The 22,276-nt window shown below is 68.1% G+C and carries 23 protein-coding genes and 1 tRNA gene; 12 read left to right on the top strand and 12 right to left on the bottom strand.

Annotation, left to right across the window (positions count from 1 at the left end; genetic code table 11):
• Nucleotide 1: 1 nt before the first annotated feature.
• Both WJM96_RS13535 and WJM96_RS13530 read right to left on the bottom strand, forming a co-directional pair.
• Nucleotides 2-991 carry a YMGG-like glycine zipper-containing protein gene (locus WJM96_RS13535; RefSeq protein WP_424813016.1) on the bottom strand — a complete coding sequence of 330 codons (990 nt, stop codon included), beginning with the start codon at nt 989-991 and terminating at the stop codon, nt 2-4.
• 106 nt (nt 992-1,097) lie between these two features.
• Complete coding sequence (locus WJM96_RS13530) at nt 1,098-1,370, bottom strand: DUF3297 family protein (protein WP_424813015.1); 273 nt, start codon at nt 1,368-1,370, stop codon at nt 1,098-1,100.
• 99 nt (nt 1,371-1,469) lie between these two features.
• Between WJM96_RS13530 and hutU the strand changes: the two genes are divergently transcribed.
• Nucleotides 1,470-3,140 carry a urocanate hydratase gene (gene hutU, locus WJM96_RS13525; protein WP_424813014.1) on the top strand — a complete coding sequence of 557 codons (1,671 nt, stop codon included), beginning with the start codon at nt 1,470-1,472 and terminating at the stop codon, nt 3,138-3,140.
• Between the two features lie 120 nt (nt 3,141-3,260).
• Here the strand turns inward: hutU and WJM96_RS13520 are convergent, their stop codons facing one another.
• The 3 genes from WJM96_RS13520 to WJM96_RS13510 all read right to left on the bottom strand — a co-directional run bounded on the left by WJM96_RS13520 (nt 3,261) and on the right by WJM96_RS13510 (nt 6,512).
• Nucleotides 3,261-4,370, bottom strand: coding sequence for a hypothetical protein (locus tag WJM96_RS13520; protein WP_424813013.1), 1,110 nt, complete (start codon nt 4,368-4,370; stop codon nt 3,261-3,263).
• A 245-nt stretch (nt 4,371-4,615) separates the two neighbouring features.
• Entirely contained in the window at nt 4,616-6,040 is a 1,425-nt protein-coding gene (glnA, locus tag WJM96_RS13515; protein WP_424813012.1) for a type I glutamate--ammonia ligase, read from the bottom strand.
• A 133-nt stretch (nt 6,041-6,173) separates the two neighbouring features.
• Nucleotides 6,174-6,512 (bottom strand): P-II family nitrogen regulator, encoded by a 339-nt coding sequence (locus tag WJM96_RS13510; protein ID WP_131546936.1) that lies wholly within the window; start codon nt 6,510-6,512, stop codon nt 6,174-6,176.
• 297 nt (nt 6,513-6,809) lie between these two features.
• Here WJM96_RS13510 and WJM96_RS13505 point away from each other — a divergent pair, with 297 nt between their 5' ends.
• The 7 genes from WJM96_RS13505 to WJM96_RS13475 all read left to right on the top strand — a co-directional run bounded on the left by WJM96_RS13505 (nt 6,810) and on the right by WJM96_RS13475 (nt 13,389).
• Nucleotides 6,810-8,000, top strand: a complete 1,191-nt coding sequence (locus tag WJM96_RS13505; RefSeq protein ID WP_424813104.1) for an aminotransferase — start codon at nt 6,810-6,812, stop codon at nt 7,998-8,000.
• 59 nt (nt 8,001-8,059) lie between these two features.
• A tRNA-His gene (locus WJM96_RS13500) sits at nt 8,060-8,135 on the top strand.
• Between the two features lie 135 nt (nt 8,136-8,270).
• On the top strand, nt 8,271-10,454 hold the full coding sequence (locus WJM96_RS13495; RefSeq protein WP_424813011.1) for a sensor histidine kinase: 2,184 nt from the start codon (nt 8,271-8,273) through the stop codon (nt 10,452-10,454).
• Nucleotides 10,454-11,074, top strand: coding sequence for a response regulator transcription factor (locus WJM96_RS13490; RefSeq protein ID WP_424813010.1), 621 nt, complete (start codon nt 10,454-10,456; stop codon nt 11,072-11,074). The genes WJM96_RS13495 and WJM96_RS13490 overlap by 1 nt, the downstream gene beginning before the upstream one ends.
• Before the next feature lie 52 nt (nt 11,075-11,126).
• A complete protein-coding gene (gene cnbZ / locus WJM96_RS13485; protein WP_424813009.1) occupies nt 11,127-11,885 on the top strand; it encodes a 2-amino-5-chloromuconate deaminase CnbZ in 759 nt (252 codons plus the stop codon).
• 118 nt (nt 11,886-12,003) lie between these two features.
• Nucleotides 12,004-12,975, top strand: coding sequence for a Bug family tripartite tricarboxylate transporter substrate binding protein (locus WJM96_RS13480; RefSeq protein WP_424813008.1), 972 nt, complete (start codon nt 12,004-12,006; stop codon nt 12,973-12,975).
• Between the two features lie 24 nt (nt 12,976-12,999).
• A complete protein-coding gene (locus WJM96_RS13475; protein WP_424813007.1) occupies nt 13,000-13,389 on the top strand; it encodes a RidA family protein in 390 nt (129 codons plus the stop codon).
• Here the strand turns inward: WJM96_RS13475 and WJM96_RS13470 are convergent.
• From WJM96_RS13470 to WJM96_RS13445, 6 genes are all read right to left on the bottom strand, one after another.
• Nucleotides 13,382-14,434, bottom strand: a complete 1,053-nt coding sequence (locus tag WJM96_RS13470) for a sulfate/molybdate ABC transporter ATP-binding protein (protein ID WP_424813006.1) — start codon at nt 14,432-14,434, stop codon at nt 13,382-13,384. The two genes, WJM96_RS13475 and WJM96_RS13470, sit on opposite strands and share 8 nt — an antisense overlap.
• Nucleotides 14,431-15,261, bottom strand: a complete 831-nt coding sequence (gene cysW, locus WJM96_RS13465) for a sulfate ABC transporter permease subunit CysW (protein WP_424813005.1) — start codon at nt 15,259-15,261, stop codon at nt 14,431-14,433. The genes WJM96_RS13470 and cysW overlap by 4 nt, the downstream gene beginning before the upstream one ends.
• Nucleotides 15,258-16,103: a sulfate ABC transporter permease subunit CysT gene (cysT, locus tag WJM96_RS13460; protein WP_424813004.1), complete on the bottom strand. Its 846-nt coding sequence runs from the start codon at nt 16,101-16,103 to the stop codon at nt 15,258-15,260. Before cysT ends, cysW begins: the two co-directional genes overlap by 4 nt.
• Nucleotides 16,104-16,107: 4 nt before the next feature.
• Complete coding sequence (locus WJM96_RS13455) at nt 16,108-17,127, bottom strand: sulfate ABC transporter substrate-binding protein (RefSeq protein ID WP_424813003.1); 1,020 nt, start codon at nt 17,125-17,127, stop codon at nt 16,108-16,110.
• A 65-nt stretch (nt 17,128-17,192) separates the two neighbouring features.
• Complete coding sequence (locus WJM96_RS13450) at nt 17,193-18,158, bottom strand: Bug family tripartite tricarboxylate transporter substrate binding protein (RefSeq protein WP_424813002.1); 966 nt, start codon at nt 18,156-18,158, stop codon at nt 17,193-17,195.
• A gap of 4 nt (nt 18,159-18,162) precedes the next feature.
• Nucleotides 18,163-19,134 (bottom strand): Bug family tripartite tricarboxylate transporter substrate binding protein, encoded by a 972-nt coding sequence (locus WJM96_RS13445; RefSeq protein WP_424813001.1) that lies wholly within the window; start codon nt 19,132-19,134, stop codon nt 18,163-18,165.
• A gap of 432 nt (nt 19,135-19,566) precedes the next feature.
• Between WJM96_RS13445 and WJM96_RS13440 the strand changes: the two genes are divergently transcribed.
• The 3 genes from WJM96_RS13440 to WJM96_RS13430 all read left to right on the top strand — a co-directional run bounded on the left by WJM96_RS13440 (nt 19,567) and on the right by WJM96_RS13430 (nt 21,125).
• Nucleotides 19,567-19,722: a hypothetical protein gene (locus WJM96_RS13440; RefSeq protein WP_424813000.1), complete on the top strand. Its 156-nt coding sequence runs from the start codon at nt 19,567-19,569 to the stop codon at nt 19,720-19,722.
• 347 nt (nt 19,723-20,069) lie between these two features.
• A complete protein-coding gene (locus tag WJM96_RS13435; RefSeq protein WP_424812999.1) occupies nt 20,070-20,270 on the top strand; it encodes a hypothetical protein in 201 nt (66 codons plus the stop codon).
• Nucleotides 20,271-20,324: 54 nt separating this feature from the next.
• Nucleotides 20,325-21,125 carry a MetQ/NlpA family ABC transporter substrate-binding protein gene (locus tag WJM96_RS13430; RefSeq protein ID WP_424812998.1) on the top strand — a complete coding sequence of 267 codons (801 nt, stop codon included), beginning with the start codon at nt 20,325-20,327 and terminating at the stop codon, nt 21,123-21,125.
• Nucleotides 21,126-21,129: 4 nt separating this feature from the next.
• On the opposite strand, the gene WJM96_RS13425 is transcribed toward WJM96_RS13430, so the two are convergent.
• A complete protein-coding gene (locus WJM96_RS13425; protein ID WP_424812997.1) occupies nt 21,130-21,513 on the bottom strand; it encodes a winged helix-turn-helix transcriptional regulator in 384 nt (127 codons plus the stop codon).
• A 102-nt stretch (nt 21,514-21,615) separates the two neighbouring features.
• Between WJM96_RS13425 and WJM96_RS13420 the strand changes: the two genes are divergently transcribed.
• Nucleotides 21,616-22,272, top strand: a complete 657-nt coding sequence (locus WJM96_RS13420; RefSeq protein ID WP_424812996.1) for a hydrolase — start codon at nt 21,616-21,618, stop codon at nt 22,270-22,272.
• Nucleotides 22,273-22,276 lie beyond the last annotated feature (4 nt).

Here is a 22,276-nt window from a genome sequence, read left to right as displayed (position 1 = left end):
CTCAGCTCGCCAGTTCGAAGCCGCCGCCGCCGGCCTGCGCCAGGCGCTCGGCATTGCTCACGCTCTCCGAGAAATTGTCGCGGCGGGAGATGTTGGTGGCCGCCAGCGAGCGGACATCGCCGCCCGAGGGCGGGGCCGCCGCCTGCTGCCGGGGCGCGCCCTGCAGCGCGTCATTGGGCACGTAGCCGCGCACGCCCGAGGAGGTCTCGACCTGGGCATAGCCGGCTGGGCCGGGCCGGACGGAGACGACGTCGCGCGCGTTGATCTGCGCGATCTCGGCGCTGCCGGCATCCGGGCGGAACTTCACCGCGACGGCGCGGCGCACCGTCGCGCGGGCGGCGGCGGGCGGCCGGTAGGAGGCGACGACGGCATTCTTGCCGCCGGGGATCGTGTTCTCGATCGCCGTGTCGAACTGGGCGCCGCGCTGGCCGATGCTGGCGTTGATGCGCTGGGCGACCTGGATGTCGTTCTGCACGCGCGCGCGGATCTCGGCCATCTGGGCGAGGCCGGTCTGGCGGTCGAGGCGGCCGCTCTTCACAGCCTCGCGCACGCGCTGGGCAACGGAGAGGCGGCAGTCCATCAGCTGGTCCCAGGCGATCTGGGTGCGGTCGAGCTGCGCGTTCTCGCGCGCCAGGTCGCTGCTCATCTGCGCGAAGATGGCCTGCTGGTCGCGGGCCTGGCGCTGGAGGGCGGTGTAGTAGCCGACGGCCGCGCCGGTCGCGCCACCGACCGCCGCGCCGATCAGCGCGCCCTGCCAGTTGCCGCTCGCGAGGCCGCCCACCAGGGCGCCGCCGAGGGCGCCGACGGCGGCGCCGGTCAGGATGTCCTCGCCGTAGAAATCGCCGGTGCTGTCGAGGGCCACCAGCTGCTGGCGGCACACGTCGCGGCCATCATCCGCGCCGATACGGCCGGTCTGCGTTGTCACGCAGCCGGCCAGCATGAGGGATGCCGTCAGGGCGGCGGTCGCGCGATGGAGCGGCCTGCGAGACATGGTCGTATCTTCCCGGAAACTGGACGTAAAGTCATGATAATCCCGGGAATAGAATCGCGGCTAGGCCGATTCTGTCGCGTGTGTCGCGGGAGGGTGGCGAGAGCCCTCAGCCCTTCAGCGGATGCGGCCGGTCCCGGAAATAGGGAACCACCGTTCCCTGCACCTTCATCGTGAGCGGCAGGCCGTTGCGCCCCACGGACTTGCCCATGACGAGCCGCACCCAGCCCTCGCTGACGCAGTACTCGTCCACATTGGTCTTCTCGACGCCCTTGAAGATGATGCCCACCCCGCGTTCCAGCGCGGCGGCATCGTGATAGGGGCTGCGCGGGTCGCTCGCGAGGCGGTCGGGAGGCGTGTCGGGGAGCTGATCTTCGGACATGGGGCGGCTTCCTAGCCCAGATGGCCCGCCGGGGCCAATCGGCGTTGGCGCGGCGCCGATCCCTGTCCATGATCCGCGCTTCAACCATCGGTGCCCCGCATGTCCCAGAGCCGCTTCCGCAATGCCCCCGCCATCCGCGCCCCCCGTGGGCTCGAGATCACCTGCCGGCAATGGACCACCGAGGCGGCGATGCGGATGCTCATGAACAACCTCGACGACGAGGTGGCCGAGAACCCGGGCGAACTCGTGGTCTATGGCGGCATCGGCCGCGCCGCGCGCGACTGGGACAGCTACGAGCGGATCGTGGCCGCGCTGCGGAAGCTGGAGGGCGACCAGACGCTGCTGGTGCAGTCGGGCAAGCCGGTGGGCATCTTCCGCACCCACGGCGACGCGCCGCGCGTGCTGATCGCCAATTCCAATCTCGTGCCGGCCTGGGCGAACTGGCAGCACTTCAACGAGCTCGATCGCAAGGGACTCATGATGTACGGCCAGATGACGGCCGGTTCCTGGATCTACATCGGCAGCCAGGGGATCGTGCAGGGCACCTACGAGACCTTCGCCGAGGCCGGTCGGCAGCATTTCGGCGGCTCGCTGGCCGGGCGCTGGATTCTCACCGGCGGCCTGGGCGGGATGGGCGGCGCGCAGCCGCTGGCGGGCGTCTTCGCGGGCGCCTGCGTGCTGGCGGTGGAATGCCAGCCCAGCCGGATCGAGAAGCGGCTGGAGACGCGCTACCTGGACTATCGCGCCGACGATCTCGACCAGGCGCTGGAGATGATCCGCAAGGCGACGGCCGAAAAGAAGGCCATCAGCGTCGGGCTGCTGGGCAATGCGGCGGAGATCTTCCCCGAGCTGGTGCGCCGCGGCGTGGTGCCGGACATCGTCACCGACCAGACCAGCGCGCACGACCCCGGTAACGGCTACCTGCCCGCCGGCTGGACGCTGGAGGACTGGGCGGCGAAGCGCGAGAGCGACCCCGCGGCCGTGGCCGCCGCCGCGAAGAAGTCCATGGTGGCCCATGTGCAGGCCATGCTGGACTTCCAGAAGATGGGCTCGGCCGTGCTCGACTACGGCAACAACATCCGCCAGATGGCGAAGGACGAGGGGCTGGCCAACGCCTTCGACTTCCCGGGTTTCGTGCCGGCCTATATCCGCCCGCTCTTCTGCCGCGGCGTGGGGCCGTTCCGCTGGGCCGCGCTATCGGGCAATCCGGAAGACATCGCCAAGACCGACGCCAAGGTGCGGGAACTGATGCCCCGCGACACGCATCTTCACCGCTGGCTCGACATGGCGCAGCAGCGCATCGCCTTCCAGGGCCTGCCGGCGCGAATCTGCTGGGTCGGCCTCGGCGACCGGGACCGAATCGGCCTCGCCTTCAACGAGATGGTCGCACGCGGCGAGATCGGCCCGATCGTGATCGGGCGCGACCATCTGGACAGCGGCAGCGTGGCCAGCCCGAACCGCGAGACGGAGGCCATGCAGGATGGCACGGACGCCGTTTCCGACTGGCCGCTGCTCAACGCGCTGCTGAACACGGCGAGTGGCGCGACCTGGGTCTCGCTGCATCATGGCGGCGGGGTGGGCATGGGCTACAGCCAGCATGCCGGCATGGTCATCGTGGCCGACGGCACGCCCGAGGCCGGGGCGCGCCTGGCGCGGGTTCTGTGGAACGACCCGGCCACCGGCGTGATGCGCCACGCCGACGCGGGCTACGACATCGCGCTGGACTGCGCGCGGGAGAAGGGGCTGGAGCTGCCCGCCATCCTGCGCTGAGGCAGGCGGAATCCTGGATTTCCGGGGGATTTCCAGCTAGGATGGCGGGGCCAAGGGGCGAGTTGCGCCCTTTGACCGCCGCGCATCGGTAAGATAGTAAGATAGTAAGGCGGCTGGCGGTCAGGTCGCGGCGGGCAGCGCCCAGATTTCCTCGAGCAACTCGTATCGCGAGGGCTGCGCCACCCCGGCGCGGCGGCGCATGAAGATGCCGGTCAGCTTCACCAACTCCTGCCCGAACCGGCCGGACACCCGCGGATGCTGCGGCGCGGCACGGCGAAGCACCAGCCCCGAGCTGTCGAGCAGGTCCACGATGTCGCCGAGCAGCTTCTGCTTGCGGTAGACGGGGTAGAGATAAAGCTGCGTCTCGACGGCGAGCACCTTGTCCAGCACGTCGCCGAAGCCGCGCAGCGCATTGTATTCCATGCCTTGCGCCTCTAGCCGGATCACGTCGGGCGCGGGCGCGGCGCCCTGCTTCACCAGCGTGTCGTAGCGGCAGGTCTCGACCTTGTGCTCGCCCGTCAGCGCGAAGTCGGCGGCGGCGGGATACGCCTTCAGCCGCGCACCGTCCGGCTTGAGGATGGAGCCATGGCCCGCGACCTTCGTCGTGAGGAAGCTGCTGGTGCCGTTGCGGTCGCTCAGCACCTTCTGCGCCGTGCCCTCGCCCGTGCCGAAGGCGATGACGTTCAGCCCCTCGGCGAAGGGCAGCCAGGCGGGCTCCGCGAGGGTGTTGACCCCGCTCTGGACGATGACGAGCGGATCGGTGGCGGAGGGCGTCCAGCGCGGCTTGATGACCTCGACTTCCAGATCCTTCAGCTCGAACTGGGGCTTGCCCGCGCCGGCGAAGCGGCTGGTCGGCCGTCCGAGGCCCAGGACGATGGACGGCGCGACGTTGAAGTATTCCAGGTCCACCCGCAGCCAGCCCGACCCACCATCCTGCACGGACAGGCTCGTGGCCTTCCCTTCGACAGGCTGCGCTTCGCCCTCGCGGCTGATGCGCGCGACCTCGGCTCCGATCGCCTCATGGATGGAGAAGCTGGTCTCGCCCTCTGCGGCGGGCCGGATGGCGAAACGAAGACGAACGGTGGCGCGGGCCACATCGCGATTGGGCAGTTCGAACACCTGCCAACCGGCAGCGGTGGTATCGGACAGAACGAAGGCTCCATCGGAGCCGGGGGAGAGGCGGGCCCGGTGCCGCTGGAGCGCGGCGCCGATGTCGGATGGGAGCTTCATGAAAGGCCTCCAAAACTCTGACGGGCCACTGAAATCGCCTGTGGTGGTGCCGTCAATTGAATGCCGTTCGATTAATTGTGAATTTTGTCGAAGGCGGGGCACGTCGCCCCGGATCTGCCATCTGAATGGTCAGGTGCTGCGCGAAACGGTCACAAATCCGGAGCCGCCAACGAAAAGCCCGCCGCCGGGACCGGCGACGGGCTTTCCAGAGGACCGGCCGCCGAAGCGGCCGGAACGGGTGGTCATCAGACCGAGTAGTACATCTCGAACTCGACCGGGTGCGGGGTGTGCTCGAAGCGGTACACCTCGCCCCACTTCAGCTCGATGTAGCTCTCGATCTGGTCCTTCGAGAACACGTCGCCGGCCAGCAGGTAGTCGTGGTCGGCCTCGAGCGCGCCCAGCGCCTCGCGGAGCGAGCCGCACACCGTCGGGATGTCCTTCAGCTCCTCGGGCGGCAGGTCGTACAGATCCTTGTCCATCGGGTCGCCCGGGTGGATCTTGTTCTTGATGCCGTCGAGGCCGGCCATCAGCATCGCCGCGAAGGCGAGGTACGGATTGGCAGTCGGGTCGGGGAAGCGGACCTCGACGCGCTTGGCCTTCGGGTTCGTCGCATACGGGATGCGGCAGGAAGCCGAGCGGTTGCGGGCCGAGTAGGCCAGCAGCACGGGGGCCTCGAAGCCGGGGATCAGGCGCTTGTAGGAGTTGGTCGAGGCGTTGGTGAAGGCGTTCAGCGACTTGGCGTGCTTGATGATGCCGCCGATGTAGTAGAGCGCCGTCTCCGACAGGTCCGCATAGCCGTTGCCGGCGAAGACGGGCTTGCCCTCGTTCCAGATCGACTGGTGCACGTGCATGCCCGAGCCGTTGTCGCCGTAGATCGGCTTCGGCATGAACGTGGCCGACTTGCCGTAGCTGTGGGCCACGTTGTGGATCACGTACTTGTAGATCTGCATGTGGTCGGCCTGGGTGACCAGCGTGCCGAACTTCGTGCCGAGCTCATGCTGCGACTGCGCCACCTCGTGGTGGTGCTTCTCGCCGACGACGCCCATCTCGATCATGGTCGAGAGCATTTCGGCGCGCAGATCGACTTCGCTGTCGACCGGGTTCACCGGGAAGTAGCCGCCCTTGACGCCCGGGCGGTGGCCCATGTTGCCCTCGGGGAAGTCCTTCATCGAGGCGCCGGGGCCCTCGATGCTGTCCAGCGAGTAGTGGCCGAAATTGCCGCCCGTGCCGAACTTCACGTTGTCGAACACGAAGAACTCGGCCTCGGGTCCGAAGAAGGCCTTGTCGCCGAGACCCGTGCTCTTCAGGTACTCCTCGGCCTTCTTGGCGGTCGAGCGCGGGTCGCGGTTGTAGCGCTGGCCGGTCGAGGGCTCATAGATGTCGCAGAACAGGATCAGCTGCGGCTTGGCGCTGAACGGGTCCATGCAAGCCGAAGCCGCGTCCGGCATCAGGATCATGTCGGACTCGTTGATCGCCTTCCAGCCGGCGATCGACGAGCCGTCGAACATGATGCCTTCCTCGAAGGTCTCTTCCTCGACCGTCGAGACGTGCTGGGCCGTGTGCTGCCACTTGCCGCGCGGGTCCGTGAACCGGAAGTCCACGTACTCGACGCTGTTCTCCTTGATCATTTCCATGACCTTGGAGACGGCTTCGGGGGAATTCATCGCCATGTCGTTGTCCTGTTGCCTGCGTCCCTATTGAAACTTGCGCGCGGAAGCCGCGCAGCCGCCGGACCGCCAGCCAGGGACGCCCCCAAGGCCAGCGCTCGACGAAACCCGTGGGGCCCTGACGGCCCCTTCTAAATCAGACCGCGTCCTCGCCGCGTTCGCCGGTGCGGATGCGGATGACCTCGGAAATGTCGGAGACGAAGATCTTGCCGTCGCCGATACGGCCCGTGCGGGCGGCGGCCTGAATGGCTTCCACCGCGCGCTCCAGCATGTCGTCGGCGCAGATGACCTCGATCTTCACCTTCGGGAGGAAGTCCACGACGTACTCGGCGCCGCGATAGAGCTCCGTATGGCCCTTCTGGCGCCCGAATCCCTTGGCCTCGAGCACGGTCAGGCCCTGGAGGCCGATCTCGTGCAGGGCGTCCTTCACCTCGTCGAGCTTGAAGGGCTTAATGATGGCCTCGATCTTCTTCATCGTATCCGTCACGTTCTGGCGCGGGCTGGTGGGCTGCCCGCGGCGTTTCCCCGACGGCCTCGGGGCGCCGCAGCTTGCCGCCGATGCCCGTCGAGCCGCCTCTGTTTTGCACGCGCGGCGCCGGGGGCGCAATCGCCACCTGCCCCAGGTTATTGAGGTTTTCCGCGGGGGTGGCGCCTCAAAGGCGGGCATGATGCACGCGTTCCAGGCATGTCATGCCCCGCGCCATTGCACGTCCCGCGACAGGGGCTCATGCTAAATCACGCCCAGCCCAGCAACCCGAAGGTTCCGTTGCCGATGAAGCCCATGAACGACCTCCTCTCCGCCACGGGGACGACGATCTTCACCGTCATGTCCGCCCTTGCGGTGCAGCATGGGGCGATCAACCTCGGTCAGGGCTTTCCGGACTATGACGGCCCGCCGGATGTCGTGAAGGCGGCCGCCGACGCGCTGATGGACGGGCGCAACCAGTATCCGCCCCTGACCGGCGTGCCCGAGCTGCGCCAGGCCGTCGCCGCGGCCAACCAGCGCTTTTATGGGATCGAGGTGGACCCCAACGCCGAGGTCGTCGTCACCTCGGGCGCCACCGAGGCCATCACGGCCGCGCTGATGGCCGTGCTGAACCCCGGCGACGAATGCGTGCTGATCGAGCCGCTCTACGACACCTATCTTCCGGTGGTGAAGCTGCTGGGCGCCGTGCCGAAGCTGGTTCGCCTCAGCCCGCCCAAGTGGGAGCTGCCGCGCGCCGAACTGGCCGCGGCCTTCGGGCCGAAGACCAAGGCGATCCTGTTCAACACGCCGATGAATCCCACGGGCAAGGTCTTCACGGCCGCCGAGCTCGCCTTCATCGCGGATCTGGTTCAGCGCCACGACTGCTACGCCGTCTGCGACGAGGTCTACGAGCACCTGACCTATGACGGTTGGAAGCACATCCCGCTGATGACGCTGCCGGGTATGCGCGAGCGTTGCCTGCGCATCGGGAGCGCCGGCAAGACCTTCAACCTGACGGGCTGGAAGGTCGGCTACGTGACCTGCGACCGCTCTCTGGCTCCCAACGTCGCCAAGGCGCACCAGAACCTCACCTTCACCACGGCCCCCAATCTGCAGCGGGCGGTCGCGGTCGGGCTGGCCAAGGACGACGCCTATTTCGCGTCCCTTTCCGGCGAGCTGGCGGCCAAGCGGGATTTCCTGGCCGCGGGGCTGTCGGAGCTGGGCTTCCAGGTCCTGCCGGCCCAGGGCAGCTATTTCGTGACCGCCGATATCCGCTCGATCGGCTTCACGGGCGATGACGTGGCCTTCTGCCGCACGCTGACCGAGGAAGCGAAGGTCACGGCGATTCCCGTCACCGCCTTCTATGCCGGCGAGAATCCCCCCAGCCACTATGCCCGCTTCGCCTTCTGCAAGAACGAGAGCGTGCTGCGGGAGGCGCTGGGCCGGATCTCGGCCTGGATGGCCGCCCGGAAGGGCACGCAGCGGGAGGCGGGCTGACCCGCTTCCCCCTTGGGTTGACGCCTGAGCGCCGCTGGGACTATCCAGCGCGCCGTGCGGCGGTCGTAGCTCAGATGGTAGAGCGCCAGGTTGTGGTCTTGGATGTCGCGGGTTCGAGTCCCGTCGATCGCCCCACCGCATTTCTTTCAGGACCAATTGACGCGCGGAGTGCTTGACCCGATTCCGGGGCTTGCGGCCAATCTCGGCCGCGGACCGATGGGGTGAGGTTTGTCAGGCGAGGCCCAGCAACGGCAAAGGCGGCCCTACGGCTTGCGCGGGCACCTCGCGCGGCTCGCCCTCGCTATGCTGCTGCCGGGCGTGCTGCTGGGCGGGGGGTTCACCTGGGCCCTCGCCAATCGCGCGTGGGAGACCGCGCTGGGTGAGCTGCGGGCCAATGCCCATTCGGCGGCCCTCAAGATCTGCGCGGAGCTCGAGGCCTCTGTCAGCCTTCTGAACGCGCTGGCGAGCTCCCCCTACCTGGACCCGGAAAACCGGCAGCTCGAAGCTTTCCGCCGGCAGGCGCGCGACGCGGTGGCGCCCATTGAGGGCTATGTCGTCTTCTTCGGGGCCGAGAACCCCCGCTTGCCCCTGGTCAGCACGTCCGTACCCGCCGGGCAGCAGATCGCCGCCCCGCCGCGCGGCGTCGGCATTGAGGCGGCGCTGCAGAGCGGCAAGCCGGTCTTCGTCGGGCCGGTCTACATCCCGTCGCTGGACCGCTCGCTCGCCTCCATCCTGGTCCCGGTGTTGCGCGGCGGCCGGGCGATCGGGGTGCTGGGCATGCCGCTCATGTGGAACCGGCTTCAGGAGCCGTTTCGCTCGGCGCCCGGGACGTTGGGTTCCTCGGCCTTCCTTCTCACGCCCGACAATCGCCTGATCGCCCGCGACCCCGATCCGGAACGCGTCCTGGCGCGGACCGTCACGCCCTGGATCATCCCCGCGATCGGCGACCAGACGCTCGGGATCCTGCGCGGCGAGGGGCTGGATGGCGACCCCGCGGTGATGGCCTTCGAGCGCCTCCCCCTCAGTGGCTGGTTTGTGGTGGTGAGTGCGACGGAGGAAGAGATGCGGGCCCGCTGGCTGCCGGCCCTGCTGGAGGCCGTGGCCCTCATCGCCGCCGTGCTGATCCCGGCCGGCATTCTGGGCTGGGCTATGATCCAGCGGCTGATGCGACCCATGTCCGGTCTTCTCGACGGCGCTGCCGTGCCGGAGACCGGGCCGCGCGTCCTGGAATTCGAGGCCCTGGCCGCCGCCGTGATCGCCGCGCAGAACGCACCGCGCCGCGAGGCCGAGGTGGCGCGCCGCGCGGCGCTGGAGAACCTGCAGCTCGCCAGGGAGGCGGAGGATGAGCGCCGGCTTCTGAAATCGGTCGTGCAATCGGTCCCCGAGGCCATCTTCGTGAAGGACACGGAGCTGCGCTACGTGCTGGTGAACAGGGCAGGGGCCGGCGCCCTCGGCCGTACCGAGGACGAGGTGCTGGGCCGCACCGACGGCGACCTGACCAGCCCCGAACTGGCCCGCGAGCTGGAGATGTCCGACCGCGCCATGATGAATACGGGCATCACCCAGGAATACGAGAACCGCATGATGCTGCCAGGCCATGGCGGGGAGGCGCGGACCTACCTGACCGTGAAGGGGCCCTGGCGCGATTCGATGGGACGCATCGCAGGCCTCGTGAGCGTGGCGCGTGACGTCACGCTGCGGCGCACCACGGAGGAACGGCTGCGCGCGGCCGAGGAGGCGATGCGACGGATCGCCCGTGCCGACACGCTGGCCGCCATGGGCGTGGGCGTGGCGCATGAGCTCAATCAGCCATTGACGGCCATGGCCAACTTCCTGCGTGCCGGCATGCGCTGGCTCCAGGAGGATTCGCCTGACCCCGCCCGAATCGCAGCCGCGCGGGAAGCCATGCAGGAGGCCGCGGCCCAGGCACTGCGCGCGGGCGAGATCGTCCGCCGCCTGCGCGACTTCATCGGCCGCGGCGAGACGGAGCAGAAGATCGTCTCGCTCGGGCCGCTCGTGGCGGACGGCGTCGCGCTCACTTGCGCCGCGCATGGCGAGGAATCCTTGCCGATCGCGCTGGACCTCGCCATCTCGGGTTGCGTGGTGCGGGCGGATGAGGTTCAGCTTCAGCAGGTCTTCGTCAACCTGCTGCGCAACGCGATCGAGGCGACGGAGGGCCAGGAGGATCGTGGCCTGTCCGTGAGCCTGAAGCGCGAAGACGGAAACGCGGTGCTGCTTTTCACCGATGCGGGGCCCGGATTTTCCCCCGAGGTCAGGGAGCGGCTGTTCCAGCCCTTCGTCTCGACCAAGGAGGGTGGCATGGGCATCGGCCTCGCCATCTGCCGCACGATCATCGAGGCCCATTCGGGGCAGATCGAGATCCTGCCGCGCGAAGGCCGGGGCACGGTGATCCGGATCGAGCTTCCGCTGGTTGCGGCGAAGGAGGACGCCTGATGGATAGCACGGTGCATGTGGTGGACGACGACAATGCCGTGCGTCGCTCGCTCGCGATGCTGCTGCGTTCCTCGGGGCATGTCGTGGAGACCTATCCCAATGCCGCGATGCTCCTGCAGGCGGCGGAGAAGCCGGCTGGCCTTACGCCGGGCTGCATCGTGCTCGACGTGCGCATGCCCGGCATGGACGGCCTCTCGCTGATGGAGACGCTGTCGCGCCGCAACGTGCAACTGCCCGTCGTGATCGTCACGGGACACGGCGACATCCCGTTGGCCGTTCGCGCGATGCGCGCCGGAGCGAGCGACTTCGTCGAGAAGCCCTATGCCGAGGACCGCATCCTGGAGGCCGTGAGCGCCGCTCTCCAATCCTCGCGCGACGCGGATCGGCAGCGGCTCCAGTCGGTACAGGCGCAGGCCAAGGTCCAGGCGCTGTCCCCGCGGGAGCGCGAGGTGCTGGGCGCGTTGGTCGAGGGCAAGGCGAACAAGGTGATCGGCTTCGAACTCGGCATCTCGCCGCGCACGGTGGAGGTGCATCGCGCTAATCTCATGGAGAAGCTGGGAGTCAGAAGCCTGCCCGAGGCTGTTCGGATCGGGATCGCGGCGGGATTCGCGCGGCACTGACTTGCCGAGGCGCGGAGCGCGGGTCAGCATCGCCCTACATGAAGGAGAGCCCATGACCGCGACCTTGCCCGCCGCCAGCGGCGGTTTCCGCTTCGTGCCCGGCGTCTATCAATACTCAGCGGGCGTGGCCGCCGAGCCGGGCTTCCGGATCGAGCGCGTGCGCTTCGCCGATCCTCTTTCGATGGCCGAGGGATTTGCCCGCATCGCCGCCGCGCTGGAAGCGGCTGGCCGTCCCAAGGCGGCCTTCTGTGCCTGCGAGCTGCGATCGCCCGCGCCCTTTACCGAGGACGGCTTCGCCGCGTTCAACCGCGAATACGGGGCGGTGCTGACGGAGTGGGGCATCTTCCTCGATGGAAAGAATCCCGTGGCGCGCAGCAATGTCTGTCCGGAGATCGCGCCGCCCGCGACGCCGTCCTTCCACGCCTTCAGCTACACCGTGCCCGACGCGAATGCCGCGCCGAGCTTCGTCGTCGCGGGCAGCGGCGAGTCGGCGGAGGGCAAGTCGAGCTATCGCGAGCATACGGTCGCGCTGGGCGATCTCTCGCCGGCGGGGATGCTCAAGAAGGGGCAGTACGTCCTGGGCGAGATGGAGCGGCGCATGCAGGCGCTGGGCTTTGCGTGGAAGGATACGACTGGCGTGCAGGTCTACACGGTGCACGACCTGTACCCCTTCCTCGGCAGTGAGATCGTGAAGCGCGGCGCCGCCCGCCACGGCCTGACCTGGCAATTCTGCCGCCCGCCCGTGCGCGATCTGGAATACGAGATGGACTGCCGGGGCGTGGCGATCGAACGGGTGCTTCCCGCGGCGTGAGTGTTGCGCGCTTCCTGGGCAAAGCTCGCTTGGATAGCGAATTTCAGGAAGTGTTTTACTCTTGATCCTACGGTGTGCTGGGAGAGCATCGCATCTCCCAAAGCCCAGGAAGACGCGCATGTCCCATCTTCGCCTGACTCGCCGCGCCATGGCCCTCACGCTCGCGGCGCCCGCCCTCGTTCGCGCCCAGACGCGCTGGTCGCCCAGCCAGCCGGTGCGCGTGATCATTCCCTTCACGCCTGGCGGGACGATGGACCCGGTCGTGCGGCTCTCGCAGAACTTCCTGGCGCAGGAGCTCGGGCAGCCGGTGGTGATCGAGTACAAGCCGGGCGGCGCCACGGTGGTGGGCACGCAGGAGCTTGTGAGGGCGCCCGCGGATGGACACAGCATGATCATGGTGGCCAACAGCTTCGCGGCCAATGTCACGCTGCGCCCGAGCATGCCCTACAATCCGGTGCGGGATTTCGCGCCGCTGGTGATGTGCACGGTGGTGCCGCATGTGCTGTGCGTGCATCCCTCCGTGGCGCGCGATTTCGCGGGCTTCCTGGAGGCCGGGCGCAAGCCGGGGGCGGGGCTTTCCTTCGGCTCCTATGGGATCGGCACCTCGAACCATCTGGGCGGCGAGCAATTCCGCGAGCTTTCGCGCATCGACGCCACGCATGTGCCCTATAGCGGCGCGGCCCAGGCCAATACCGACCTTATCGGCGGGCGGTTGCAGTTCATGTTCGCGAACCTGCCCGACATGATCCAGCCGGTGCAGGCCGGCCAGCTCCGCGCCATCGCCATTTCCGCCGAGCAGCGAGCGAAGGAGCTGCCGGACGTGCCGACCATGGCGGAGCTGGGCTTTCCGTTGGTGCTCTCCGACAGCTGGTTCGGCCTGCTCATGCGCGCGAACGTCCCCGATGCGGCGCGGGCGCGGCTGGAGGCGGCCTGGATCGCAGCCCTCAACCGGCCTGAGATCAAGGGACGCCTGGAGGAGACGGGCTTCACCGTTCTGGCAAAGCCGTCGGCGCAGTTCGGCGAGGAGATCAAGCGCTACACCGACACCTACGCGCAGGTGATTCGCGCGAACAACATCCGGGTCGAGTAGCCCGGGATATCAGGAAGGACGATCATGACGCCGCTCGAACACATCTTCCCCGAGGGCCAGTTCAAGGTGAAGGCGCCGCTCTCACCGGCCGTGAAGGTCGGCAACCTGCTCTACGTCTCGGGCATCCCGGCCTATGACGCCGAGGGTAAGCTCGCCGTCGGCGATTTCCCCGCGCAGATGAAGCAGGTGATGGAGACCATCACGGGCATCCTGAAGACCGCCGGCGGCGACTGGAGTCGCGTCGCCAAGGTCAACGTGCTGCTGACCCGCCGAGAGGATTTCGAGGAGATGAACCGCATCTACGCGAGCTACTTCCCCGACGGGAACTACCCCGCGCGCACGACGGCAATCGTCTACTCCCTGCCGCGCCCGAACTTCCTGCTGGAGATCGAGTGCGTGGCGGTGCTCAGCTAGTCACGGCGACCTTGCCTTCCCACCGGCATCGCTTTCCCGAACTGTGGAAGACGATGCCGGAGAGAAGCTCCACCTGGCATGCCGCGTTGCGTGCCAGGATGGGGCCCGTGCCCTCCAGTGCGTTCGGGCCCAGCTCGACCATGAGCCTCGCCTGACCCGAGGCCTCGGGCCGCACGAAGCGGACGGTGCCAGGGCCTCCCGCGCGCACGCGCAATTCGTGCGGGCGGACGAAGAGATCGGCTTCGCCATCCGGCAGGTCCAGCCGCAACTCGCCCAGGCCCTCGATGCGCGCGATGCCGGCTTCGATCCGGATCGGCAGTCGCGTCGCCTCGCCGAGAAAGCCGGCGACGAAGTCTGAGGCCGGCGCATCCAGCAGGCGTTGCGGCGTATCGAACTGGATCAGCCTTCCGCGTTCCAGCACGGCCACACGGTCGGCCATCTCCATGGCCTCCTCCTGGTCATGCGTCACGAGGATGGAGGTGATGCCGAGCTGCTCGTGCAGGTTCCGCACCCAGCGGCGGACGTCCTTGCGCACGAGTGCGTCGAGCGCGCCGAAGGGCTCGTCCAGCAGAAGCAACTGCGGCTCGATCGCCAGCGCGCGGGCGAGCGCTACGCGCTGCCTCTGGCCGCCCGATATCTCGTCTGGATGGCGGGCGGCGAGCTCAGGGATCTGCACGAGCTCCAGCAACTCACGAACCCGGCGCTGGATTTCCGCTTCGTGAGGCCTTTGCGAGCGCCGCCGGACGCGTAGGCCGAAGGCGACGTTCTCGCCCACCGTCATGTGGCGGAACAGCGCATAGTGCTGGAAGACGACGCCGATCCCCCGCTCGCGCGCTGGCACGCCTGCGACGTCGCGGCCGCCGATCCTCACCTGGCCCGCATCGGGGAAGTCGAGCCCGGCGAGGATGCGCAACAGCGTCGTCTTGCCCGAGCCCGAGGGGCCGAGCAGCGCCGCAAATTCTCCGGGACGGAGCGAGAGGTTCACGCCCTCGAGAGCGGCGATGGCGCCGAAGCGGCGCTCTAGGTTCACGACTTCGACCGTCACGCCACATATCCCACCCGGCGCCGGGCCAGGACCTCGAGCATGGTCTTGGCACCGAGCGTGAGGAGGCCGAGCAGCGCGAGGAGCGATGCCACGGCGAAGGCGCCGACGAACATGTATTCGTTGTAGAGGATTTCGACATGCAACGGCATCGTGTTGGTCATTCCCCGGATATGGCCGGAGACGACTGCCACCGCACCGAACTCGCCCATCGCCCGGGCATTGCAGAGCAGGACGCCGCTGAGCAGCGCCCATTTGATGTTGGGAAGCGTCACGCGGCGGAAGATGGACCACCCGCCCGCGCCGAGCGTGGCGGCGGCCTCCTCCTCATCGCGGCCCTGCTCGTCCATGAGCGGGATGAGGGTGCGCGCGACGAAGGGGAAGGTGACGAAGATCGTGGCGAGCACCATGCCCGGCAGCGCGAAGATGATCTGGATGTCGTTCGCCGCGAGCCAGGGACCCAGATAGCCCTGCGCGCCGAAGAGCAGCACGAAGACCAGGCCGGATATGACAGGCGAGACGGAGAACGGCAGCTCGATGAAGGTGACGAGCAGCCGCCGTCCGGGGAAGTCGAACTTCGCGATGGCCCAGGCGGCCGCCACGCCGCCGATGGTGTTCACGGGCACGGCGATGGCGGCGACGAGAAGCGTCAGGCGGATCGCGGCGCGCGTATCCTGGTCTTGCAGGGCTTCCCAGGCGGGTTCCCATCCGCGCCGCAGGGCTTCGGTGAAGACCGCGGCCAGCGGCAGCACCAGGATCAGGACGGCGACCAGGAGCGCGGCCAGGATCGCCAGCCACCGCGCCCAGGCGGGTTCGGTGGTCGCCCTCATCGGGTCTGCCGCCGCAGCCTGCGCTGCCAGAGATTGAGGCCGAGGAGAATCAGGAAGGCCAGGACCAGCATGGCAAGGCCGATGGCCGCGGCGCCGGCATAGTCGAATTCCTCGAGGCGCACAACGATGAGCAGGGGCAGGATCTCGCTGACCATCGGCACGTTGCCGGCGATGAAGATAATGCTGCCGTACTCGCCGACCGCACGCGCGAAGCCGAGGCCGAAGCCCGTCACCAGCGCAGGCGCCAGGGCAGGCAGAACGACGCGCGCCAGGGTCTGTACACGGGTGGCGCCGAGGGTCGCGGCGGCTTCCTCGGCATCGAGCGGCAGGTCGCGCAGCACGGGCTCGACCGTGCGGGCGATGAAGGGGAGTGCGACGAAGATCAGCGCGATGACCACGCCTAAGGGGGTGTAGGCGACCTTGACGTCGAGCTCGTCGAGCGGCGCGCCGAGCCATCCGTTCGGCGCGAAGAGGGCCGTCAGCGCGAGCCCTGCCACTGCCGTCGGTAGCGCGAAAGGCAGATCCACCAGCGCGTCCAGCACGCGCCGGCCCGGAAAACGATATCGCGTGATGACCCAGGCCAGCAGCAGGCCCAGTGGCACGGCGATCGCGGAGGCAAGCAGCGCGGCCCCGAAGGAGAGGCGGAACGCCGCCAACACCCGCGGGTCCATCATCAGCCGACCGATGCCGCCGAGGCCGAGCTCCCAGGGGCGGATCGCCAATGCCGCGAGCGGCACCAGCACGATCAGTCCCAGCCAGGCGAGGGTGAAGCCCAGGGAGAGACCAAAGCCCGGCAGAGCGTGGCGTCGCCGGAAGAAAGGGGCGGCGGCGCTCGCGCTCATCGCTTCATCGCCCAGGCCGGTAGATGCGGTCGAAGACGCCGCCATCGGCGAAATGCGTCCGTTGGGCTTCAGCCCAGCCGTTGAAGACCTGGTCGATGGTCACGAGCTCGATATTCGGGAAGCGCTCGCCCTGGGCGCGGAGGATCGCCTGGTCGCGCGGTCGGTAGAAGTGCTTGGCGGCGATGCTCTGACCCTCCTCGGTGTACAGGTGGCGCAAATAGGCTTCCGACAACGTGCGCGTGCCGCGGCGCTCCACATTCTGGTCCACGACCGCGACCGGCGGTTCGGCCAGGATGGAGAGGGAAGGATAGACGATCTCGAGCCCCGAGCGGCCGAATTCCTGCAGGGCCAGATGCGCCTCGTTCTCCCAGGCCAGCAGCACGTCGCCCTGGGCGCGCTGCACGAAGGTGGTGGTGGATCCGCGCGCACCGGTGTCCAGTACGGGCACCTGACGGAAGAGTTGCGCCACCGTCTCTTCAGCCTTGGCCGCATTGCCGCCGGGCTGCCGCAGCGCCCAGGCCCAAAGCGCGAGGTAGTTCCATCGCGCTCCGCCTGAGGTCTTGGGATTGGGCGTGATGACGGCGACGCCCGGCTTCAGCAGATCGCCCCAGTCGCGGATCTGCTTGGGGTTCCCGCGCCGCACCAGGAAGACGATGGTGCTGGTATAGGGGCTGGAGTTCTGCGGCAGGCGCTGCTGCCAGTCGCGCGCCAGCAATCCCCGCTCGGCGATCGCGTCGATGTCGTAGGCCAGGGCCAGTGTCACCACATCGGCCGCGAGGCCGTCGATGACGCTGCGCGCCTGCCGGCCCGATCCGCCATGGGAGGTGTTGATGGAAGGACGAGGATGGCCTTGTCCGGACCAGTGGCGCGTAAAGGCGGTGTTGAACTCGCGGTAGAACTCACGCGTCGGATCGTAGCTGACGTTGAGCAGGCCGGTGGCGCCCTGCGCCTGCGCCAAGCCCGGAAGGGCCGCGGCGGAACCCGCGGCGAGAAGGGTCCTGCGGGAAAGAGGCACGACGTTCATGTCCGATGTCTCCTATGAATCGAAAGTTGGGGGGATGAGGCCGGGTTGCAACCCATGGAGAGGTTCTAAGCGTCCGGCTTGAGACCGACCGCGCCCGCGACTGCCGCGAACCGCGCAACCGTCTCTTGCAGCAGCGCGCCGAAGGGTGCGGGCCCGAGGCCCGGCGTGGAGAAACCCTGTCCGTTGAGCCGCCTCGTCACGCCCGGTTCGCGCAGGGCGGTGAGGCTCGCGGCATGCAAGGCGGCCAGGATGGGCTCGGGCGTCCCCGCGGGCGCCAGGATACCCATCCAGGTCTCGATGTCGAAGCCGGGTGCGATCGTCTCGGCGAAGGTGGGGATCTCGGGCGCCGCGGGGCTGCGCCCGCCGCCGGTGGTTCCGAGGGCGAGCAGCCGGCCGTCGCGGATGTGGTCGATTGCGGCGTTGAGCGTGACCATGCCGCCATCCAGCGTGCCGGACAGAACATCCACGATGAGCGGACCGCCGCCGCGATAGGCGACATGCTCCGCGCGGCCGCCCAGCGCCTGGCCCAGGAGCTCGCTCGCGAAATGCTGCGCGCTGCCGAGACCCGGCACGCCGATGTTGGGCGGCCTGCCAGAACGCAGCCGCGCCGCGTAGGTGGACGCATCAGGGATGCCGGCGCGCGGATTCACCACGAGCGCATGCGGCGCGGAAACACCGAGCAGGACGGGCGCCAGCCCCGCCACGAGGGATCCCGTTCCGGGGATGGGGAGGGCCTCGACGGCGGCAAGGGTGTCGTTGGTGATGAGGATCGTATGGCCATCGGCCGGGGCCCGCAGAACGGAGACGGTGCCGAGGCGCGAGGATGCGCCCCCCAGATTCTCGATCACCACGCCCTGGCCCAGCGTGGCGGAGAGGGCAGGCGCGACGGCGCGCGCGAAGGCGTCGACGCCGCCACCCGCCGGGAAGGGGACGACCGCGCGGATCGGGCGCGAGGGGTAGCTCTGCGCACGGACCGCGGGTGCCGCGAGGATGGTGGCGGCCAGCAGGCCGCGTCGGGGAATCCGGATCATGGGTTCAACCTCTGGGCGAGCGGTCGGCGATGGCTCGAATGACCGGGGCCGCCTGCGCGCTGGAAAGCGCCGCGCGCTGGCGGAAGGCGTCCGGGGCCAGGGCCGTGATGGCGAAGCCCAGGCCGCGCAGCCGCTCGGCCACGGCGAGTTCCGCGAGCGTAGCCGCGAAGGTCTCGTGCAGCGCGGCTACGATGGGGGAGGGCGTCCGGGCCGGGGCGAGGATGCCCTGCCAGGAATCCACGTCGAAGCCCGGTGCTACGGTCTCGGCGAAGCTCGGCACATCGGGCAGGGCGGGGTCGCGCGAGGCCGTGCTCACGGCCAGCGGCACGATGGTGCCCTGGCGCACATATTCCGTGACCGCGGGGAGCGTGATGACCAGCGCATCGGTGTTGCGGGCGATGAGGTCCGTCGCGGCCGGGCCGCCGCCCCGGTAGGATACGAATTCCACACGAAGGCCGCCGAGCTGGGCTCCCAGCAGCTCATGCACCACCTGCGCGATGCCGGCCTGGGAGGGGATTCCGACATTGAGCCCGCCCGGCCGGGCACGCACGGCGGCGACGTAGGCGCCGACATCCCGGATGCCCGTGCCAGGATGGGTCACGAGGATCTGGGCAGCGCGCACGGCCTGGATGACGGGCGCGAAGCTGTCGAAGGAGATACCGGCTCGCGGCTCCGCCAGGGCGGCGAGAATGATGGCGTCGCCCGTCAGGAGCAGAGTGTGTCCGTCGGGCTCGGCCCGAGCCACCTGCTGCGCGGCGAGGAGCCCGTTCGCACCGCCCTGGTTTTCCACCACGACCGGCTGGCCGAAACGGGCCGAGAGGGATGGGGAGAGGATGCGGGCCAGGGCGTCGAGGCTGGCACCAGGGGCGGAGGAGACGACGAGCCGAATTGGTCGTTGGGGAAAGGCGTCGAGCGCATGGGCGGGGCGGGCGGCGAGCAAGGCGCTGCCGGCCAGGATATGGCGGCGATGAATCACGGGAACGGCTCCGTCGGGGAAGGGAATGAAGGGCTTAGGCAGGAAGGCCTGGAGCCCGACATCGAGCGAAGCCGAGGGAGAAGTTCGCTTGAGACGGAAAGGGTCTGATCCCGTGGGCCATGCCCCGAGTATGGCGCGATAAATGATGGTGAAAAGAGAATTATACATAAACTATCGATATTTTTGCCCCGTCGGCGCCAAGAGCTGCCGCGGCAAACGGCGAGCCTCAAGAAAAGGTCGTTTTAAAATAATATGTTAAGTAGACTCCTCAGAACCACATTCAAAAAATGCTATATAGGTTGACATGCGAATTCTGATCGGGATATAAGATCAGCATGAGCATGTCGCTGAAACCCCCCGCTGTGGGCCAACGGAAGTGTTGTCGGGGCTGATCCGTTTCGACCCGATCCGCCCACCCGTCCGGAATTCGCCATGCCGCTCACCGAAATCGCCCAGATCGCCGGCTTCGCGTCCATTTTTCTGGTCTTCGCCTCTGTCGCGGCGGCCGGAATGGCACTGCAGGTCGCCTATCCGCCCTCCGACCCGGAGATCGAGGAGACGCTGATCGCGGCTCTGCTCGTCTTCTGAACCCTCTCCGCCTGTCGCCGGCGGAGCGGCCATCCCGGCCGTCTCATGGCGATGCCTTGCTGTGCGTTTCCTCCCAAGACTTTGGGGCCGGACCATGGAGTTCCGGCCCCACTTTTTTCAACGAAATGTGAAACTTTTCGGCGTTTGTGAATTCCATGTCTCAAGCCTTGAACTCGGGCGGAGCCGTCCGAGATGCCGGGCAACCGTTCACATCGACGGAGAGAAAACTTATGTGCCAAGTCCACTTCTCCCGCGCCCGCGGGTGTCCTCCCTGTTGCGGCTGACGTTGCGACTTTTTCCGCCTTCAGGAGTTCGACACCGGACGCGCCGCTCCGGCGCAGGAGACCATGATGCGACTTTCCGTTCCTGTGACTGAGCAGGGTTCTTTGATTGCCGTTGCCGCCGAAACCCAGGAGACCGGCTGGTTCCTCATTGCCATCGACACCCGGCTCGGCGAGCTAGATCGCCTCAGCTTCCGTAGTGCCGAGGAAATCGAGCGCGTCGCCCGAGCCCATCTTCGCCGGAAGCAAAGCGACGCGACCCATTGATCGTGAGGCGCCGCGCCCCTAAGGGCGCGGCGTCAGATTTCGGAGTTCACCTTGATGTATCGCCGTTCCCTTCTCGCCCTTCCTGCCCTGCTGTCAAGCGTGAGCCTCGCCCAGCAGGCGGAGCTGGGCACCGCCGCACGCCCCGTCCGCGTCGGCGTGACGCAGGGCGTCCATGCCCAGACCTTCGAGAAGGTGCGTGATATCCTCGCGCGCGATGGCTTCATCGCCCGCTCGATCGAGTTCGGCGATTTCATCCAGCCTAATGCGGCGCTGGCCGGGGGGGACCTCGACGCCAACGCCTATCAGCATCTGCCCTTCCTTGAGGCCCAGATCGCCCAGCGCGGTTTCGACTTCGTCCCGGTCGGCAAGACGGTGTTGACCCTGATGGGTGTTTTCTCGCGCAAGCACCGCAGCCTGGACGCGCTGCCCAACGGCGCGCGCGTCGCCATCCCCAACGATCCGACCAATGGGGGCCGCGCCTTGCTTCTCCTGGCGCAGAGTGGCGTGTTCAAGCTCCGCGATGGCGCCGATCATCGCGCGACCATCGCGGATATCGAGGCGAATCCGAAGCGCGTCCGCATCGTGGAGCTGGAGGCTGCTTCCATCGTGCGCGCGCTGGAGGATGTGGATGCCGCCGCCATCACGGGCAACTTCGCCGTGCCCGCGGGGCTCAACCCGCTGCGCGACGCCCTGGCGCGCGAGACGGAGCAGAGCGTCTACACCTGCCTCGTCGTCGTCCGCCGCGCCAATCGCGAGGCGGCCTGGGCGCGGCGGATCGCCGATGGCTACAAGCACCCCGAGGTACGCGCCTTCGTGGAAAGCACTTTCGGCGGCGCGGTGATCGTCGGAGCCTGACCTCTTAGCGCGCCAGCTCGGCGCTGCGCTCCTGGCGAAGAAGGCCTGGCAGCGGGGTCGCCTCCAGGACTTCCTGGAGGCGGCGTAGCGCGTGGTCGAGCCGGATGCCATCCCCCGTGAGGCTGTAGCGGACCTTTCGGAGCGCGTCGTTCTCTTGGCGGCGCGCGACGAGGCCGAGTGACTGAAGCTCCTTCAGCCTTGCCGTCAGCATGCGCGCGGAAACGCCCGGGGGAAGCGCACGGCGCAGTGCGCCGAAATGCAGTTCCCCCGAATCGCCGAGAGCGCGGATGACGTGCGCGAGCCACTCCCGGGCCAGAAATTTCAGCACCTGCCCCATCGAGCATTTGTCGCGCGAACCGTCCCGGTCCGTGTCGATGCCGACGTCCATCCCTGGGGCTCCCTAGTTACACGGCGATAACGAGTTGCGCCGGACCGTGGTGCGGGCCCAACTGCCGGCCAGGACCCATCATGCCATGAATCGAGGAACGAGATGACGCCGAAAGCCGTGCCTGTCCCCGGGAAGCTGCTTCTGACGCCGGCCGACCATATGCTGATCATGATCGACTTCCAGTCGCAGATGGCTTTCGCGACCAAGTCCATCGACGCCGTCCTGCTGCGCAACAACGCAGCCCTTGTGGCGCATGCCGCCAAGGGCTTCGGCGTTCCCACCATCCTGACGACCGTGGCCGAGAAGACCTTCTCGGGGCCGATGTTCGACGAGATCACCGCGGCTTTTCCCGGCCAGGCGATGCTGGATCGCACCAGCATGAACACCTGGGAGGATACAGCCGTCATCGCTGAGGTGAACCGGATCGCCAAGCCGCGCGTCGTTCTTTGCGGGCTCTGGACCTCGGTCTGCATCGTCGGGCCGGCTCTCTCCGCGCTCGACCAGGGTTTCGAGGTCTATGTCATCGCGGATGCCTGCGGCGATGTCTCCACCGAGGCGCATGAGCGGGCGATGGATCGTATGGTGCAGGCTGGCGCGCGGCCGATGACAGCGGTGCAGTACATGCTGGAGCTGCAGCGCGACTGGGCGCGCGGCGAGACCTATGAGCTCACCACCGGGATCGCCAGGAACTTCGCCGGCGCCTACGGCCTGGGCATCATCTATGCCAAGACCATGTTCGGCGGCGGCGAAGGCCACTGAGGCC

This window comes from Roseococcus sp. YIM B11640, from assembly GCF_049727625.1.
Taxonomy (GTDB): Bacteria; Pseudomonadota; Alphaproteobacteria; order Acetobacterales; family Acetobacteraceae; genus Roseococcus.
This window is presented reverse-complemented; position numbering and strand designations above follow the sequence as displayed.